This window comes from Pseudomonas sp. NPDC087336, assembly GCF_044744285.1.
Classification (GTDB): Bacteria; Pseudomonadota; Gammaproteobacteria; order Pseudomonadales; family Pseudomonadaceae; genus Aquipseudomonas.
The window spans coordinates 149226-165805 of the sequence record NZ_JBIUYA010000005.1; the positions used below are offsets into that span (position 1 = coordinate 149226).

General features: G+C 59.9%; 15 protein-coding genes, 1 tRNA gene and 2 pseudogenes. 10 read left to right on the forward strand and 8 right to left on the reverse strand.

Annotated elements, in window-relative coordinates; genetic code table 11:
* Positions 1 to 60: 60 nt before the first annotated feature.
* Both ACIO0C_RS07070 and ACIO0C_RS07075 read left to right on the forward strand, forming a co-directional pair.
* Positions 61 to 411, forward strand: a complete 351-nt coding sequence (locus tag ACIO0C_RS07070) for a stress protein (RefSeq protein ID WP_401309564.1) — start codon at positions 61 to 63, stop codon at positions 409 to 411.
* 138 nt (positions 412 to 549) lie between these two features.
* Positions 550 to 639: pseudogene (locus ACIO0C_RS07075) on the forward strand (SAM-dependent methyltransferase); the annotation flags it as partial.
* Here the strand turns inward: ACIO0C_RS07075 and ACIO0C_RS07080 are convergent.
* The 4 genes from ACIO0C_RS07080 to ACIO0C_RS07095 form a co-directional block, all read right to left on the reverse strand.
* Complete coding sequence (locus ACIO0C_RS07080; RefSeq protein WP_401309567.1) at positions 636 to 926, reverse strand: hypothetical protein; 291 nt, start codon at positions 924 to 926, stop codon at positions 636 to 638. The pseudogene ACIO0C_RS07075 and the gene ACIO0C_RS07080 sit on opposite strands and share 4 nt — an antisense overlap.
* A gap of 121 nt (positions 927 to 1047) precedes the next feature.
* Positions 1048 to 2907, reverse strand: a complete 1860-nt coding sequence (locus tag ACIO0C_RS07085) for an ABC transporter ATP-binding protein (RefSeq protein ID WP_401309570.1) — start codon at positions 2905 to 2907, stop codon at positions 1048 to 1050.
* A gap of 282 nt (positions 2908 to 3189) precedes the next feature.
* The gene (locus ACIO0C_RS07090; protein WP_401309573.1) at positions 3190 to 3855 is read right to left on the reverse strand and encodes a GIN domain-containing protein; all 666 of its coding nucleotides are present in this window, start codon (positions 3853 to 3855) and stop codon (positions 3190 to 3192) included.
* Between the two features lie 265 nt (positions 3856 to 4120).
* A complete protein-coding gene (locus tag ACIO0C_RS07095) occupies positions 4121 to 4861 on the reverse strand; it encodes an SDR family oxidoreductase (protein WP_401309576.1) in 741 nt (246 codons plus the stop codon).
* 134 nt (positions 4862 to 4995) lie between these two features.
* Between ACIO0C_RS07095 and ACIO0C_RS07100 the strand changes: the two genes are divergently transcribed.
* Positions 4996 to 5886, forward strand: coding sequence for a LysR family transcriptional regulator (locus ACIO0C_RS07100; RefSeq protein ID WP_401309578.1), 891 nt, complete (start codon positions 4996 to 4998; stop codon positions 5884 to 5886).
* A 446-nt stretch (positions 5887 to 6332) separates the two neighbouring features.
* On the opposite strand, the gene ACIO0C_RS07105 is transcribed toward ACIO0C_RS07100, so the two are convergent.
* Positions 6333 to 6420, reverse strand: a tRNA-Ser gene (locus tag ACIO0C_RS07105).
* A 123-nt stretch (positions 6421 to 6543) separates the two neighbouring features.
* On the opposite strand from ACIO0C_RS07105, the gene ACIO0C_RS07110 reads away from it, so the two are divergent.
* Positions 6544 to 7215, forward strand: coding sequence for a Bax inhibitor-1/YccA family protein (locus tag ACIO0C_RS07110; protein WP_045057637.1), 672 nt, complete (start codon positions 6544 to 6546; stop codon positions 7213 to 7215).
* Positions 7216 to 7281: 66 nt separating this feature from the next.
* Here ACIO0C_RS07110 and ACIO0C_RS07115 read toward each other — a convergent pair whose 3' ends face one another.
* Entirely contained in the window at positions 7282 to 7719 is a 438-nt protein-coding gene (locus tag ACIO0C_RS07115; RefSeq protein ID WP_272602465.1) for an Lrp/AsnC family transcriptional regulator, read from the reverse strand.
* Positions 7720 to 7855: 136 nt separating this feature from the next.
* On the opposite strand from ACIO0C_RS07115, the gene ACIO0C_RS07120 reads away from it, so the two are divergent.
* Positions 7856 to 8749 carry a DMT family transporter gene (locus ACIO0C_RS07120; protein WP_401309582.1) on the forward strand — a complete coding sequence of 298 codons (894 nt, stop codon included), beginning with the start codon at positions 7856 to 7858 and terminating at the stop codon, positions 8747 to 8749.
* Positions 8750 to 8858: 109 nt separating this feature from the next.
* On the opposite strand, the pseudogene ACIO0C_RS07125 reads toward ACIO0C_RS07120, so the two are convergent.
* Positions 8859 to 8960: pseudogene (locus tag ACIO0C_RS07125) on the reverse strand (FUSC family protein); the annotation flags it as partial.
* Positions 8961 to 9028: 68 nt separating this feature from the next.
* Complete coding sequence (locus ACIO0C_RS07130) at positions 9029 to 10654, reverse strand: NADP-dependent glyceraldehyde-3-phosphate dehydrogenase (RefSeq protein WP_401309585.1); 1626 nt, start codon at positions 10652 to 10654, stop codon at positions 9029 to 9031.
* Positions 10655 to 10913: 259 nt separating this feature from the next.
* Between ACIO0C_RS07130 and ACIO0C_RS07135 the strand changes: the two genes are divergently transcribed.
* The 5 genes from ACIO0C_RS07135 to ACIO0C_RS07155 all read left to right on the forward strand — a co-directional run bounded on the left by ACIO0C_RS07135 (position 10914) and on the right by ACIO0C_RS07155 (position 16461).
* A complete protein-coding gene (locus ACIO0C_RS07135; protein WP_401309588.1) occupies positions 10914 to 11813 on the forward strand; it encodes a Dyp-type peroxidase in 900 nt (299 codons plus the stop codon).
* A 237-nt stretch (positions 11814 to 12050) separates the two neighbouring features.
* Positions 12051 to 12803, forward strand: a complete 753-nt coding sequence (locus ACIO0C_RS07140; protein WP_401309591.1) for a GntR family transcriptional regulator — start codon at positions 12051 to 12053, stop codon at positions 12801 to 12803.
* Positions 12800 to 14530, forward strand: coding sequence for a fumarate reductase/succinate dehydrogenase flavoprotein subunit (locus ACIO0C_RS07145; protein WP_401309594.1), 1731 nt, complete (start codon positions 12800 to 12802; stop codon positions 14528 to 14530). The genes ACIO0C_RS07140 and ACIO0C_RS07145 overlap by 4 nt, the downstream gene beginning before the upstream one ends.
* A 26-nt stretch (positions 14531 to 14556) precedes the next feature.
* Positions 14557 to 14802 (forward strand): ferredoxin family protein, encoded by a 246-nt coding sequence (locus ACIO0C_RS07150; protein WP_401309596.1) that lies wholly within the window; start codon positions 14557 to 14559, stop codon positions 14800 to 14802.
* A gap of 252 nt (positions 14803 to 15054) precedes the next feature.
* Positions 15055 to 16461 (forward strand): ABC transporter substrate-binding protein, encoded by a 1407-nt coding sequence (locus ACIO0C_RS07155; RefSeq protein ID WP_401309599.1) that lies wholly within the window; start codon positions 15055 to 15057, stop codon positions 16459 to 16461.
* The last annotated feature ends 119 nt before the right edge of the window (positions 16462 to 16580 follow it).

Consider the following 16580-nt stretch of genomic DNA (forward strand, 5'->3'; position numbering starts at 1 on the left):
CTGTTTTGTGCGTCATCCGACGTATACGGGCCCAAGCTCGTGCCAACGATGTAGAGGTGAATGAAAATGGCCAATACAGGAAATAAAAATCCCGGCAGCGACTGGGACAAAACTAATGAAGCCGGTAAAAAAGGCGGTCAGGCTTCCGGAGGACAACCCTCTCGCGATAGCGATCGCATGTCCGGAGGCGGGCAAGGCAATCGCGGAGGCGAATTTGCCGACGATAAGGAAAACATGTCCAAACCAGGCCAAAGAGGCGGCCAGGCTTCAGGTGGACAACAAGCCAACAGGGCTGACCAATCGTCCAACACTGGGCAAGGAAGCGGACGCGACAGCAATCTTGATCGCGATCAATCCGACAAGGGACGCAATGACGGTGGGATGAGCGGAGGTGGAGGCCGCAAGCCCTGATGCGGTCTGACCCACCAAGCCCCGTACCCCTCGGGGCTTGGTTTTGATCGTGCCGAACGAGAATAATCGTTCGAGTCATGCATTCCTTTCAGGAATGCATGACATAAAATTAATGAATTTTTATTATTGTCGGGGTTTCTCAAGCCTGGTGCCCCGCTGATTGTCGCGGGCAATCAGTATGCGTATGCCAGGCAGCCGTTACTGCTTGCTGCCTGGGGACAACGTTACTTGATCTGCACAAGGACCGGGCCTTCCGTCACGATCGGCGGGTCCGCGTGGATATCCGATGCATTTTTCTGAATCCACTCACGTGCAACTTTCAAGCTCGCATCGCTGCCGGCCTTGTCCGTGCAAACAGTCACCGACGTACCACCATCACCGGTATTGAGCAGCGTGTAGCTTACGAGACCAGGCACTGTACGCAGGGCGGCTTCGACGTCGGTTTTGCGCTCCTCCAATCGCTCGAAAAGCCGCTTTGCTCCAGCACCCAGGTAGGTTCTTATCACCGCATACATGATCGCCTCCCTTGGGAGCACCCAGGTTTCAATTCCCCCCCGATTCATTAAGCTTAGCCACAGGCCGGCGGCAAGCGAGATACAACGACCACCGGCGGTTTAACCCGTCGAACCCGTTTCTTCACGTCTGATCCATCGTCTCAACCACCCCCTGGTCCTCACCCAGGAAGCCACCGCTTTGATGCTGCCAAAGCCGCGCGTAGGTGCCGTTTCTTCCCAGCAACTCAGCGTGAGTACCCTGTTCGATGATGCGTCCCTCGTCCATGACAATGAGTCGATCCATGGCCGCAATCGTCGACAGCCGATGGGCGATGGCGATGACGGTCTTGCCCTGCATCATTTCATCGAGGCTTTCCTGGATGGCGACTTCGACTTCCGAGTCCAGGGCACTGGTGGCCTCGTCGAGCAACAGGATGGGGGCGTTCTTGAGCATCACCCGGGCGATGGCGATGCGTTGACGCTGGCCGCCCGAAAGCTTGATGCCGCGCTCACCCACCAGGGTGTCATAGCCGGTATGGCCTTGCCGATCGCTCAGTTGGCTGATGAAACCGTCGGCCTGGGCATTGGCCGCTGCGCTACGCACCTGGGCGTCGGTCGCGTCCGGGCGGCCGTAGGCGATGTTGTCGCGAATGGAGCGGTGCAGCAGGGAAGTATCCTGAGTGACCATGCCGATAGCGGCACGCAAACTGTCTTGTGTCACCTGAGCGATGTCTTGCCCGTCGATGCGAATCACACCGCTGTTGACGTCATAGAAACGCAGCAGCAGGTTGATCAGGGTCGATTTTCCTGCACCGGAACGGCCCACCAGGCCAATTTTTTCGCCTGGGCGGATGTTCAGGCTCAAGCCGTCGAGCACCTGGCGTTCGCCGTTGTAGTTGAAGCTCACGTTGTCAAAGCTCACCGCGCCGCCAGAGGGCACGAGCACACCGGCGTTCGGCGCATCCTGCACCTTGGGGCCGCGGGTCAGGGTAGCCATGCCGTCCTGCACGGTGCCGATGTTTTCGAACAGCGAGGTCATTTGCCACATGATCCAGTGCGACATGCCATTGATACGCAACGCCATGGCAGTAATCGCCGCCACCGCCCCTGCGCCGACTTCGCCCTGGTGCCAGAGCCACAGGGCATAACCGCCGGCTGCCATGATCAACGCCACCACCAGTGCCTGGTTGACGATCTCGAACTGGCTGACCAGGCGCATCTGGCGAAAACCTGTTTGCTTGAAATCCTCCATCGCCGCGCGCGCGAAGTGCGCTTCACGATTGGAGTGCGAGAACAGTTTCACGGTAGTGATGTTGGTGTAGGCGTCTGAAACACGCCCCGTCATCGACGATCGCGCGTGGGCCTGCTCCTGCCCGACTTGCCCCAGGCGTGGCACAAAGTACAGCATGGCCAGGCCGAACAACGCGACCCAGGCAATAAAAGGCAGCATGAGTTTCAGGGCGAAGCCGCCGGCCAGTGCGATGATTGCAATGAAGTAGACGCCGATTCCGGGTGCGATTTCGATGAGGGTGAACAAAACTTCGCGCACGGCCAATGCCGTCTGCATCACCTTGGTGGTGACCCGGCCAGAAAACTCATCGGAAAAGAAGGAAAGGCTTTGGCGCAGCATCAGCCGATGGAAATCCCAGCGCAGCCGCAACGGCAGGTTAATCGCCAATATCTGGTGCTGCACCATGGTGCGAAGCGCCACCAGCCCAATGCTGGTGAGCAACACTATCGCGATCCCCCACAGCACCGAGCTTTCCTGCCTGTTTGCATCGCCACCGGCCTGCCAGGTCGAGAGCAGATCCACGACCTGCCCAAGAAAGGAAAACAGCCAGGCTTCGTAGATCGACACACTGGCACTGAGCAGCGCCAGCGCAAGGATATAGCCGCGAGCTCCGCGCGTGCAGGCCCACAGGAACCGCATCAGGCCGACAGGCGGAGGTGGCGCTTCGTCGGGGGGAAATGGATCGAGCCTTCGTTCAAACACGCGAAGCATTGTGGTCTCCGAAATGATCTGGGTGAGGGGATTCTGCCATTTAATGGGTATTTTGAGGGTTTGCAGGTCAGGGCGCCGGGGGATGAAGGGCCCTGCATCTAAAGCGCTGGGTGGAACTTTTACAGATGTAAAGGGGTGAAGGGTGTAAAGGAGTGTAAAGGGGACGCCCATTAGCCTGGATCAGAGTCCAGCTAATGGGGGTGATCCTTGTCTCACGGCAAGTGTCAGTTCAATGGCAGCTCGGTTGTCATCAAACTGAGAGTGGCTGTTCACCGTTGCCGTTTACGAACAACCAGAGGTTGAAATTTCGCTGGCGAAAGAGCCCGTGGTGCCGGTATCGACCTGGGCCGATGGGCTGACAGACATCCGTGCGCCGGCAGACAAGCTGCTGTTGATCCGGGGAATGTGGCACAGGGACGATTGCGCGCCCATGCTCATGCGCACATTCGCCACGTCCGCAGTGAAGGGCAGCGGTTTTTTGTTGAAGGTGCCGCCCATAGCCAGGTCAAGCACCAGTTCACCCGTCTTGCCCTCGATCTGGATGTCAGTGCCCATGCTGCCTGCCACCGTCAGTCTGGACGGATCGACGGCACACGCAGGGGCCACGATTTTAACCCCTGCTTTGCCTGTCAGCCCCGTCAGTGGTTCGCTGATATACAGCGTGATGTCCAGCGCAGGGGAGGCGAGGCGAACATTTTCCGCTGCGTCATTCACCAGCAATAACGCCTTGTCGTTTGTCGTCACCTGGAGCGTGTTCAGCGTATCGGCAGGGCCTGAGACCACCATTGATGGCGTTGCAGCGCATTTGATCGACAGGTTGATGCCCTGTCGGGCTTCAACGCTGCTGAAAGCGGTCAGGGCAAAGGTTTTTTCCGCGGCCAGTGTAGCGCAGCTGGTCGTGCTGGCCAGCAGCGCAAGCATCAGCTTCATCGTGTCCATGTTGTTCATACAACCTCCTTGTTTCACAGAAGTGCCGATAGGGAAAGCCAAACCCAGAAACGAGCTGATAGAGCCCGATAGGGTTGCCAGCGCTGTCCACGCCCGACTAAAACCACTGTGGTTTTGAGTTGGCAGGTAGCGCGAAACGCCAGATATTGTAACGTTCGGCGCGCTGCACGCCAGTGGTAACGGTATCGGGCCAGTACACTCGATCACTGGTTTCAATCAGGCGCGTCACCCCGGTCACCGGATCGACAAGGTTGGGTGCAGCGGCTCAAACGAGGCCGCCGTTGACGCGCAGGACTTGCCCATTGACCCAGGCCGAATCAGGGCCAGCCAAGAAGGAAACGACGCGGGAAATGTCCTCTGGTTGAGCCAGGCGCTCCAGCGGAGGCATCTTGGCGAAGGTCTGGATCTGTTCTTCGCTCTTGCCGTGCAGGAACATGTCGGTCGCGACCGGGCCCGGTGCCACGGCGTTGACGGTGATGTTGCGACCGCGCATTTCCTTGGCGAACACCTGGGTCAGGGATTCCACCGCCGCTTTGCTGGCGATGTACACGGCGTAGCCCGGTAGATTCATGCCGACGGTGCTGCTGGAGAAGTTGATGATCCGGCCGCCGCTGTTCAAGCGAGTCGCGGCTTCACGCAGGGTATTGAAGGTGCCACGAGCGTGGATGTTGAAGTTCTGGTCGAACAGTTCGTCGCTGTGTTGTGCCAGTGGCAGCACCTTGAGGATGCCGGCGTTGTTCACCAGCACATCGACCTTGCCCAGTTGTGTTTCGGTTTCGTCGAACATCCGACGCACGTCGTCAACGTTGGCGACATCTGCCTTGATCGCTATGGCCTGGTGGCCGGCCTGGCGCAGTTCCACCACCAGTTTCGAGGCTTCGCTGGCGCTGCTGGCGTAGTTGATGGCGACAGAGAAACCTTCGCTGGCCAGTTGTTTGGCGATGACCGCGCCAATGCCGCGGGAGGCGCCGGTTACGATGGCAACTTTCGACGTGTGAGTCGTCATGGCGGTGATTCCTTCGAAGTTGGGTTGTTTGCTCGGTATGAAGCAAGATTCACATGTTTACTTCAGGTGATAAATGCACGAGATTTGGCTTTACTGTTCAATAATCGCCAACAATCGAAGGCCAGGAACTCAACGTGGATCAAGTCAAGGCGATGAAGGTGTTTGTGCGGATCTACGAGCGCAGCAGCTTTACGTTGGCCGCGGACGACCTGAACCTGCCACGCGCGACGCTGACCCACACGTTGAATCAGTTCGAAGCCTGGCTGGGCACGCGATTGCTGGAGCGCAGTACCCGCAAGGTGCGCCCGACGCTGGATGGCGAGACGTACTACCTGCGTTGCGTGCAGTTGCTGGCGGAACTGGAAGAGGCCGAACTGGCGTTCCGCGGCGTGGCGCCGAAGGGAAGGTTGCGGGTGGATTTGCATGGCACCCTGGCCAAGCACTTCGTGATCCCGGCGTTGCCGCAGTTCATGGCCCGTTACCCGGACATCGAGTTGTCCATCAGCGAGGCAGACCGCTTTGTCGACCTGATCGCCGAAGGCGTCGACTGCGTGCTGCGCGCCGGCACGCTGGGCGACTCGGCGCTAATCGGCAAACGTGTTGCCAACTTGCGCCAGATCACCTGTGCCAGTCCTGCGTATCTACGCAAATACGGCGAACCGAAAACCCTCGACGACCTGAAGAATCACCGCGCGGTGAAATACGTTTCACGCACTACCGCCAAGTTGTTTCCATTTCAATTCATGGTCGACGGTGAGCTGAAGGAAGTGGCCATTGACGGCGCGCTTTCGGTGTTCGGCGCGCAGATCTATGCCGCATCGGCGATTGCCGGACTGGGCTTGATCCAATGCCCGCATTACCGAATGGAAACGCAGATTTCTCAGGGCCTGGTGAAGGAAATCCTCAACGACCTGCCTCCGCCGTCGATGCCGGTTTCAGTGCTGTACCCACACAACCGCCATATGTCACCACGGGTGCGGGTATTTGTGGACTGGTTGGGCGAGATATTCGCCAAGGCACTGTGAGGTCGAGCGCTAGGCGCCAGGATAGCGAGCAAGCGCTGGCATTAGACTGAGAGACTTCCCGCTCTTGCTACGAAGACGTTGCAGATAGGCTCAGGCGATCGGAATCAGATGGGTTTATTTACGCAATCACAGCTTCTAGCTGGGTCTGAATACCTGTCAACGCTTCGTACATTCCATGTCCCCTATGTCAATGGGCCGTCAGGTAGGGATGTATAAGGAAAATTCAAGACCTGCAGCGGTTAAATGGAGCCGCAAACTGCTTACATTGTGCTTACCGCAGTTTTTTGCACAAAAAAATGCCTCCATGGGTTGGGGGCATTTTCGTAACGTGGAGGCAAGCTTTTCGCGTCATTGTGGGGGAGCGAAATTGGCGTAAGCGCTTGTTTTATATTGGAAACCCCAGAAACGACAAAGCCCTGAATAATCAGGGCTTTGTCGTATAAAGATGGCGGAGGCGATGGGATTCGAACTCATGGACCTGTTACAGTCGACGGTTTTCAAGACCGTTGCCTTAAACCACTCGGCCACACCTCCGTTTGTGTTGCGGGCGCCATAATACCTGAATGAAACACACTGTCAAACTCTCTGCATAGCTTGTTACAGGGCGTCTGTTATGATCTTTGCGACTGAACGTTTCAAACCAACAGGAGTGTCGCCATGCGCGAACAGGATTACGCAGTGAATAACAGCGTGCAGGCTGAGCAGCTAGAGGTTAGCCGCGTCCTGCGCAACACATATGGCTTGCTGGCACTGACGCTCGCCTTCAGTGGTGTGATGGCGTACGTTGCCCAGCAGATGCGTGTCGGCTACCCGAACATTTTCGTGGTACTGATCGGCTTCTACGGCCTTTTCTTCCTGACCAACAAACTCCGTGACTCCGCCTGGGGCCTGGTGTCGGCCTTTGCCCTGACCGGTTTCATGGGTTTCCTGCTCGGCCCGATCCTCAACCGTTACCTGGGCATGCAGGGCGGCGCTGAAGTGGTCAGCTCGGCCTTTGCCATGACAGCACTGGTGTTTGGCGGCCTGTCGGCCTATGTGCTGATCTCGCGCAAGGACATGAGTTTCCTCAGTGGCTTCATCACTGCGGGTTTCTTCGTGTTGCTGGGTGCGGTGGTTGCCAGCTTCTTCTTCCAGATCAGCGGCCTGCAACTGGCGATCAGCGCGGGCTTCGTGCTGTTCTCCTCGGTCTGCATCCTGTTCCAGACCAGCGCCATCATCCACGGCGGCGAGCGCAACTACATCATGGCCACCATCAGCCTGTATGTATCGATCTACAACCTGTTCGTCAGCTTGTTGCAGCTGTTTGGCATCATGAGTCGCGATGATTGATCGCCAGCCATGATTGAAAAAACCCGCTTCGGCGGGTTTTTTTATTCTTGGCAAATCGAGCGTCGGCTATGCCATTGGCGGCAAGCGCCGCTTGACCGGGGTTTTCTTGACGATGGCGGTGTTGGTTTCGGCGTGGGTGTTGAGGCGGTCGAGCAGGGTGTCCAGTTGTTCCATCGAACGCACGTGCAGGCGGGCGATGAAGCAGTCGTCACCGGTGACCTTGTCGCATTCGGTGAACTCGGGAATCGCCATGATCTGCCGCTCCACTTCCTGCAACTGGCCGGGCAACGGGCGAACGCGCACGATGGCCTGGAGTTGATAGCCGAAGCATTTCGGGTCGATTTCCACGGTGTAGCCCTTGAGTACACCGCGCTCTTCGAGACGACGCAGGCGCTCGGCCACGCTGGGCGAGGACAGGCCGCTGATTTGCGCCAGGGCCTTGAGCGAACGTCGCGAGTCTTCCATCAAGGCGGTGATCAGCACTTGGTCGATGTCATCGGTCATGGCAAAACCCCTATTAGGCAATTAAGCAAAATCGCCTTCGCATTAAAGGCAGATTTCGAGTTTAGCCTGATTTTTGTGCTGGAGAAGCGTCCCGGTGGATTGGCATACTTTGCCCATCAACCACAGGAGTCTGATGATGGACAACTCGATACGTCGCGGCTCGTTCGAAATGACCGCCGCCATGCTGATCTCCGGGACCATCGGCTGGTTCGTGCTGGTGTCCGGGCAACCGGTGCTGGACGTGGTGTTCTGGCGCTGCCTGTTCGGGGCCGGTGCGCTGCTGCTGATTTGCGCGGCGTTCGGCTTCCTTCGCCCTGGCATCCTGACCCGCACCACTTTCCTGTTGGCGGTGCTCAGCGCAGTGGCGATCGTCGGCAACTGGGTGCTGTTGTTCGCCTCCTATTCCCGCGCCTCGATTGCCATCGGTACCGCGGTGTATAACGTGCAACCGTTCATGCTGGTGGGGCTGGCGGCGGTGTTTCTCAACGAGAAAATTACCCTGCAGAAACTGGCCTGGCTGGGCGTTTCGTTTCTCGGAATGCTGGCGATTGTCAGTGCACATGGCGGGGAGGGCGAGAGCGGTAACGAGTACCTGATTGGTATCGTTCTGGCCTTGGGTGCTGCGTTCCTCTACGCGATCGCCGCGTTGATCATCAAGCGCCTGACCGGTACGCCGCCGCATCTGATCGCGTTGGTACAGGTCAGCACCGGTGTGGTGCTGCTCGCGCCATTCGCGCACTTTTCGGCCCTGCCGCAGGAACCGAGTGCCTGGGGTAGCCTGGTCACCTTGGGCATCGTGCATACGGGCGTGATGTATGTGTTGCTGTATGGCGCGATTCAGAAACTGCCAACCGCGCTGACCGGCGCGCTGTCGTTCATCTACCCGATCGCGGCGATCTTCGTCGACTGGTTTGCCTTCGGCCATCACCTGGAACCGCTGCAATGGATCGGGGTGGCGGCGATCCTGCTGGCGGCTGCCGGCATGCAACAGGGCTGGAGCCTGAAGTTTCGGCGGACCGTCACCCCGTAAGGCGCTTCAGATGTTCCAGCGCGGCGCGGTCTTGGCCAAGCGCTGGCGCATCTGGCCGATGTTGGCCAGCGGCGCCAGGAATAGACCGCGTAGAGCGGCAGGGCGAAGGGTGGATGCCGGTGGTCAGCAGGATCGTCGCCAGCAACCCGAGCGACACGCGCATCGCATGGATCATCCGCGCGTGGCGATAGCGCCGGTACGGGTCCAGCAGCGGACGCAGTAACCGGCGTAGTAGCGGTGGCAGGCGAAGAGCCGTGGATGCGCTCAGGTCGGCTCTCCTCAGAAGATGTAGTCAGTGGTCAGGAAGCTCGAGCTGCGGCCACTGATGATCTCGCTGATGAGATCCTTGTTGGTCTCCTGGAACTTGGTCGCCACCAGCGTGCGGATCGAAAACACCCGCAACGCGTCATGCACCGACAAGGTGCCCTCGGCGGAGTTTTTCCGGCCGTTGAAGGGGTAGGTGTCCGGGCCGCGCTGACACTGGGCATTGAGGTTGATGCGCCCGACCTGGTTGGCGAAGGTGTCGACCAGCCTTCCGACCGCCACCGGATTGGTGCCGAAGATGCTCAGTTGCTGGCCGAAGTCCGATTCGAGGACGTAGTCGATCACCGTGTCCAGGTGACGATACGGCACGATCGGCACCACCGGGCCGAATTGTTCTTCCTGGTAGACTCGCATCTGCGGCGTCACCGGGTACAGCACTGCGGGGTAGAAGAACGACGCGCGAGCCTCACCGCCATGGGGGTTGACCACTTTCGCACCTTTGCCCACGGCATCGGCCACCAGTGAGTGCAGGTAATCGACCTTGCCCGACTCCGGCAGCGGCGTCAGCGCCACACCGCTGTCCCACGGCATGCCGGGTTTGAGCGTGGTCAGTTTGGCGTTGAATTTTTCGATGAAGGCTTCGACCACGTCTTCGTGGACAAACAGGATCTTCAGGGCAGTGCAGCGCTGGCCGTTGAATGACAGGGAGCCGGTGAGCGCTTCAGTCACCGCATTGTCCAGATCCACTTCCGGCAGAACGATGCCGGGGTTTTTCGCATCCAGGCCCAGTGCCGCGCGCAAGCGATGAGGGCGCGGGTGCAATTTCTTCAGGTCGCTGGCGGCCTTGTTGGTGCCGATAAAGGCGAAGATGTCGATGTTGCCGCTGGCCATCAGCGCACTGACCGTCTCGCGCCCGCTGCCATAGATCACGTTGATCACCCCGGCCGGGAAGCTGTCGCGGAAGGCCTCCAGCAATGGGCGGATCAACAGCACGCCAAGCTTGGCCGGCTTGAACACCACGGTGTTGCCCATGATCAGCGCCGGGATCAGCGTGGTGAAGGTTTCGTTCAGCGGATAGTTGTAGGGGCCCATGCACAGCGCCACGCCCAGCGGTACGCGACGGATCTGGCCGAGGGTGTCCTGTTCCAGTTCGAAGCGGCTGGAGCGACGGTCGAGTTCTTTCAGGGCATTGATGGTGTCGACGATGTAATCGCAGGTGCGGTCGAACTCTTTTTCTGAATCCTTGAGGTTCTTGCCGATTTCCCACATCAGCAACTTGACCACGGCCTCGCGCTGTTCACGCATGTGCCCGAGGAAGGTTTCGACGTGCTGGATGCGCTCGGCCACGCGAATGGTCGGCCACAAACCCTGGCCGCGATCATAGGCGCGCACGGCGGCATCGAGGGCGGTCAAGGCGGTGGCGGCATCCAGCAGCGGCGTGCTGCCGAGAATGACTTGTTCGTCGCCGCCAGGGCCACTCAGGTACACCGGGCTGCGGACCTGGGCGAGGGGACCAGGCCAGGTTTTCAACACGCCGTCGACCAGGTACTCACGTTGTTCGACCTGGCCGTCGAGACGGTATTTTTCCGGGATGCTGCCGGCGTCGGGAAACAGGTTGCCAAGAATCTGTGCGGTCGTCATGTCGCTACCCCGTGTGTAATGTCAGCCGTGCGCGTATGGCTAGCCGTTGAAGAATCCAGTTCAAGGGTTATACGCCTTGTTGATGGTTTTTTTTAACTGCAATCGAGCGCTGATGGGCAGAATAGAGGGGTGAAGGTGTGGCTGTTGTGCTTCAAGCGTAGACCGCAATCGGCGTTGGGTGAAACGCGATCTTTTGACCTGGGAACACACAATGGCCGATGTCGGGGTTAAACTTCGCGCTCTTTCATAAGGAGTTCACATGAGTCACTACCAGCCGGGCATTCTCGCCACCCCTGTTCCGCCTCTCGCTCGTCACATGTTCTTCGCCCTGGAATCGGCCGCGGCACTCCCGGCCGCGCTGGACAAGCTTGCGCAACTGGTGGATGGCAAATCGGCAGTGGTCGGCTTCGGTGAGTCTCTGGTCAAGGCTCTCGACGGACATATCGAAGGCTTGCGGGCTTTTCCGGCGCTGACCGGTGTCGGCGTCGACAACCCGTCGACGCAACAGGCGCTCTGGTGCTGGTTGCACGGGGTCGACCGTGGCGAACTGCTTAACCGCAGCAACGCTTTCGAGGCGGCTTTGGCCCCGGCCCTGCGCCTGGTGCAAGTGACCGAGGGTTTCCGTCACCGTGACGGCCATGACCTGACCGGCTACGAAGACGGCACTGAAAATCCCCGTGACGAAGCCGCCGCGGCCGCCGCGCTGGTGGGTGAGGGCGCCGAGGGCATGGTGGGCGGCAGCTTCGCCGCGCTCCAGCAATGGCAGCACGACCTCAAGGGCTTTCGTGCGATGCCGTCCCATGAGACGGATAACATCATGGGCCGCCGCCTGAGCGATAACGAAGAACTCGACGACGCGCCGATCTCTGCCCACGTCAAACGCACCGCCCAGGAGAGCTTTGCCCCTGAGGCGTTCGTGGTTCGCCGCTCGATGCCCTGGATCGAAGGCGAACGCGCCGGGTTGATGTTCCTGGCCTTCGGTTTTTCCCTCGATGCCTTCGAAGTGCAGCTGCGGCGCATGAGCGGGCTGGAAGACGGAATCACCGACGGTTTGTACCGCATCAGCCGGCCTATTACCGGTGGCTACTACTGGTGCCCGCCGCTGAAAGATGGTCGATTGGACCTGCGGGCACTGCGTTCGCAGACTAACGTCGGTTGAACCCGGTTCGCCTGTAGGAGCCAGGCTTGCCGGCGACCCAGGTGCTGCGGTGTGTCTGTTGCACTGCGTTACCGTTCTTCGCGGGCAAGCCTCGCTCCTACAGGTAAGCCGCGGGAGCCGCGCGCTGCGGTGTGTCAGGTAGGCCGACGCATCTAACCTTATGCCCAAACAGTATTTCTCAAGGCAGGTTTTAGAACTCTAAGATCACGTCATAACTCGTTATGACAAGTGATCTTCATGACCGATAACGTTCTATCTCTCAGTAGCGTACCTCTGCACACCCAGCTGCGCGATGTGTTGCGTGCGCGCATCCTCGACGGTGAATATCCGCAGGACAGCCAGATGCCTTCCGAAAGCGAGCTCGGCGCGCTGTTCAAGGTCAGTCGCATCACCGTGCGCCAGGCCCTCGGCGATCTGCAGAAGGAAGGGCTGATCTTCAAGATCCACGGCAAGGGTACCTTCGTCGCCAAGCCGAAAACCTTCCAGAACGTCAGCACCTTGCAAGGCCTGGCCGAGTCCATGACCGGGCGCGGCTATGAGGTGATCAACCGCTTGCGCAGCTTCAAGTTCATCGCCGCCGACAAGCTGGTGTCCGAACGCCTGCAGGTCGCCGAAGGCGAGACCGTGGCGCAGATCAAGCGGGTTCGCCTGATCAACCGCGAGCCGATTTCCCTGGAAATCACCTACCTGCCCAAAGCCCTTGGCGAGCGCCTGGAGAAGGCCGATCTGGTGACCCGCGACATTTTCCTGATCCTGGAAAACGACTGCGGCCTGGCCCTCGGTCACGCCGACCTGGCCATCGACGCGGTACTGGCGGACAGCGACTTGACCCAGGCGCTGAACGTCGAGGCCGGCTCGCCGATCATGCGCATCGAGCGCCTGACCCACGACGCCGAAGGCCGCCCAGTGGACTTTGAACACCTTTACTACCGTGGCGATGCCTTCCAGTACCGCTTGCGGATCGACCGGCAAAAAGTGGCGCAGGCATGACCCGAACGACTCTTGAACAGGAATACGACATCGTCGTGATCGGCGGCGGTACCGCCGGCCCCATGGCGGCGATCAAGGCCAGGGAACGCAACCGCGACCTGCGGGTGTTGTTGATCGACAAGGCCAACGTCAAGCGCAGCGGCGCGATCAGCATGGGCATGGACGGCCTGAACAACGCGATCATTCCCGGCCACTCCACGCCGGAGCAATACACCAAGGAAATCACCATCGCCAACGACGGCATCGTCAATCAGGCCGCGGTGTATGCCTACGCGACCCACAGCTTCGAGACTATCGAACAGCTGGACCGCTGGGGCGTGAAGTTCGAGAAGGACGAGACCGGCGACTACGCGGTGAAAAAGGTCCACCACATGGGCGCCTACGTGCTGCCGATGCCGGAAGGCCACGACATCAAGAAGGTCCTGTACCGTCAGTTGAAACGGGCGCGGGTCAGCATCACCAATCGCCTGGTCTGCACCCGTTTGCTCAAGGACGAGGAGGGGGCGGTCAACGGCGTGATGGGCTTCGATTGCCGCACGGCCGACTTCCATGTGATCAAGGCCAAGGCCGTGATCCTCGCCTGCGGCGCCGCCGGGCGCCTGGGGTTGCCGTCCTCGGGTTACCTGATGGGCACCTACGAAAACCCGACCAATGCCGGCGACGGTTATGCCATGGCCTATCACGCAGGAGCTGAACTGGCGAACCTGGAATGCTTCCAGATCAACCCGCTGATCAAGGACTACAACGGCCCGGCCTGCGCCTATGTCACGGGGCCCCTGGGTGGCTACACCGCCAACAACAAGGGCGAGCGCTTCATCGAGTGCGACTACTGGAGCGGCCAGATGATGTGGGAGTTCCACCAGGAGCTGGAAAGCGGCAACGGCCCGGTGTTCCTCAAGCTTGATCACCTGGCCGAAGAAACCATCCAGAACATCGAAGAGATCCTGCACAGCAACGAGCGGCCGAGTCGCGGTCAGTTCCACGCCAATCGCGGCACCGATTACCGCACGCAGATGGTCGAGATGCACATCTCCGAAATCGGCTTTTGCAGCGGACATTCGGCGTCGGGAGTGTGGGTCAACGAGAAGGCCGAGACCTCGGTCAAGGGCCTGTATTCGGCGGGGGACATGGCCGCGGTGCCGCACAACTACATGCTCGGTGCGTTCACCTACGGCTGGTTTGCCGGCACCAACGCGGCAGACTTTGTCGCCGGACGCGAGTTTTCAGCACTGAATGCCGAGCAGATCGACATCGAAAAACAGCGAGTCTACGCACCGCTGGACCGCGAACACGGGCTGCCGCCGGCCCAGGTCGAGTACAAGCTGCGGCGCTTCGTCAACGACTACCTGCAGCCGCCGAAAGTGACCAGGAAGATGCAGATCGGCCTGCAACGTTTCAGCGACATCCAGCGTGACCTCGACCAGATCAAGGCCCACAACGCCCACGAACTGATGCGCGCCATGGAAGTCAGCATGATCCGCGATTGCGCCGAAATGGCCGCACGCGCTTCGCTGTTCCGCGCCGAAAGTCGCTGGGGGCTTTACCACTACCGGGTCGACCACCCGCAACGCAACGACAGCGACTGGTTCTGCCATTGCCACCTGAAGAAGGGCGAAAACGGCTTGATGACCAGTTTCAAGAAAGCCGTCGAGCCTTACATCATCCCGCTGGACGCCGATGAAATGCAGGCCTACGACCGGTTGCGGGTCGGTGCCGATGCGGCTTGAAGCCGTCAACAATAGAGAGACTGAAAATGGCCTATCAACCCCAGGAAATCTTCTTCCGCTCCAACGCGCCGGTCACAGTCGATGAAGACCTGTGCATCGCCCACAAGGGCTGCACCGTGTGCGTCGACGTCTGCCCGATGGACTTGCTGGCGATCAACCCGGTCACGCAAAAGGCCTACATGGCTTTCGATGAGTGCTGGTACTGCATGCCGTGTGAAAAGGACTGCCCGACCGGAGCGGTGAAAGTCGATATCCCTTACTTATTGCGCTGAATGACAGGACGCCATCGTCGGAACGCCACCCGGAGCAAGCTCGCTCCCACAGTGGATCGAGGCCAGTCGCAAGTTCTGCGTACACCAGAAAAACCTGTGGGAGCGAGCTTGCTCGCGATGAGGCCAGTCCGAACAACCCACAACGCCACCCGGTAACCCCCGGACGCTTGCTTCAAGACACCCCTCGTTTCCCACCACGCCCTGATCGTGGCGGAGACGAACATCCAATAAATGATTCGAGGGGAAACACTCATGATGTTGCGTGCAGCTTTGGCCGGTCTGGTACTGGCTTCATTCACCCTGTCGGCGCAGGCGGAGACCATCCGCATTGCCATCGGCACCCAGGACACCACCATCAACTGTGCCGCCGGCGGCCTGTTGATCCGCGAACTGGGCCTGCTGGACAAATACCTGCCCCACGACGGCCCCTACAAGGACGCCAAATACGAGGTGCAGTGGAAGAACTTCACCAGTGGCGCGCCACTGACCAATGAGATGGTCGCCGGCAAACTCGATTTCGGCGCCATGGCCGATTTCCCTGGTGCGTTCAACGGCGTGGCGTTTGAAACCGCCGGCAAGCACAGCCTGTTCATCAGCGTGCTGTCGGGCAGCACCAAGGGCAGTGGCAACGGCATCGTGGTGCCGAGCGCATCGGGCGTGCAATCACTGGCCGAGCTCAAGGGCAAGACCATTTCCGTACCGTTCGCGTCCACCGCCCACGGCATGTTGCTGCGCGCTGTGGCGGCCCAGGGCTGGGACCTGCTCAAGGACGTGAACATCATTGCGCAGCCACCGGAAGTCGCCGGTTCCGCGTTGCAGGCCGGCAAGATCGACGCTCATGCCGACTTCGTGCCGTTCGCCGAACTGTTCCCGAGCCGCGGGTTCGCGCGCAAGATCTACGACGGTTCCCAGGCGGGCGCGCCAACCTTCCACGGTGCGCTGGTAGACCAGGCCTATGCGAAGAAATACCCGGAAATCGTCGTCGCCTATCTGCGCGCAAGCATCGAGGCCAACCAGCTGCTTGCCGCCGAGCCCGAGAAGTACAGCGAGCTGATCGCCAAGGTCACCGGGGTCGATGCCGAGGTCAACTACCTGTTCCACGGCCCGCTCGGTGTGCAGACCCGCGACCTGACCTGGAAACCGGAATATCGCCAGGCCGTCGGCACCGCCATCGACACCCTCAAGTTGTTGAAGAAGGCCGATCGCGGTCTCGACCTGAATACCTTCATCGACGACCAGTACATTCGCGCCGCGTTCAAGGCGTCCAACCTGGACTACAGCGCGCAGTTGGCGAATTACCAGCAAACACCGCTCAAGGCCGTCGATGCAGCCAGTGGCCAGGCCATCACCGACTTCAGCCACGTGGCCGAGATCTGGGTGCGCGGCGAACCGAAAGTCCGCCAATACGCCTCGGCGCAAGCAGCCTTCACCGCGTTGGCCGTGTTGAAGCAGGAAGGCAAGAACATCCGCGCGGTGTATGCCCAGGCCAGTGACAGCGGGATCAAGTTGCTGGCCGACCAGGCATGGTTTGCCAGTGATGCCAAGGGGCAACTGAGTGCGTTCCTGCTCAAGGGCCAGGCCCAGCAATTCGCCACGGCCCAGGGCGGCAAGGTGTTCGACTTCACGGATGCCACGGCGCAGGCCTTAGCGAGCCGTTGAGTTCGGGATCGTTCCCACGCTCTGCGTGGGAATGCCGCCAGGGACGCTCCGCGTTCCGCTTTTGAATGTGACGCAGAGCGTCACGGGATGCATTCCCACGCAGAGCGTGGGAACGATCA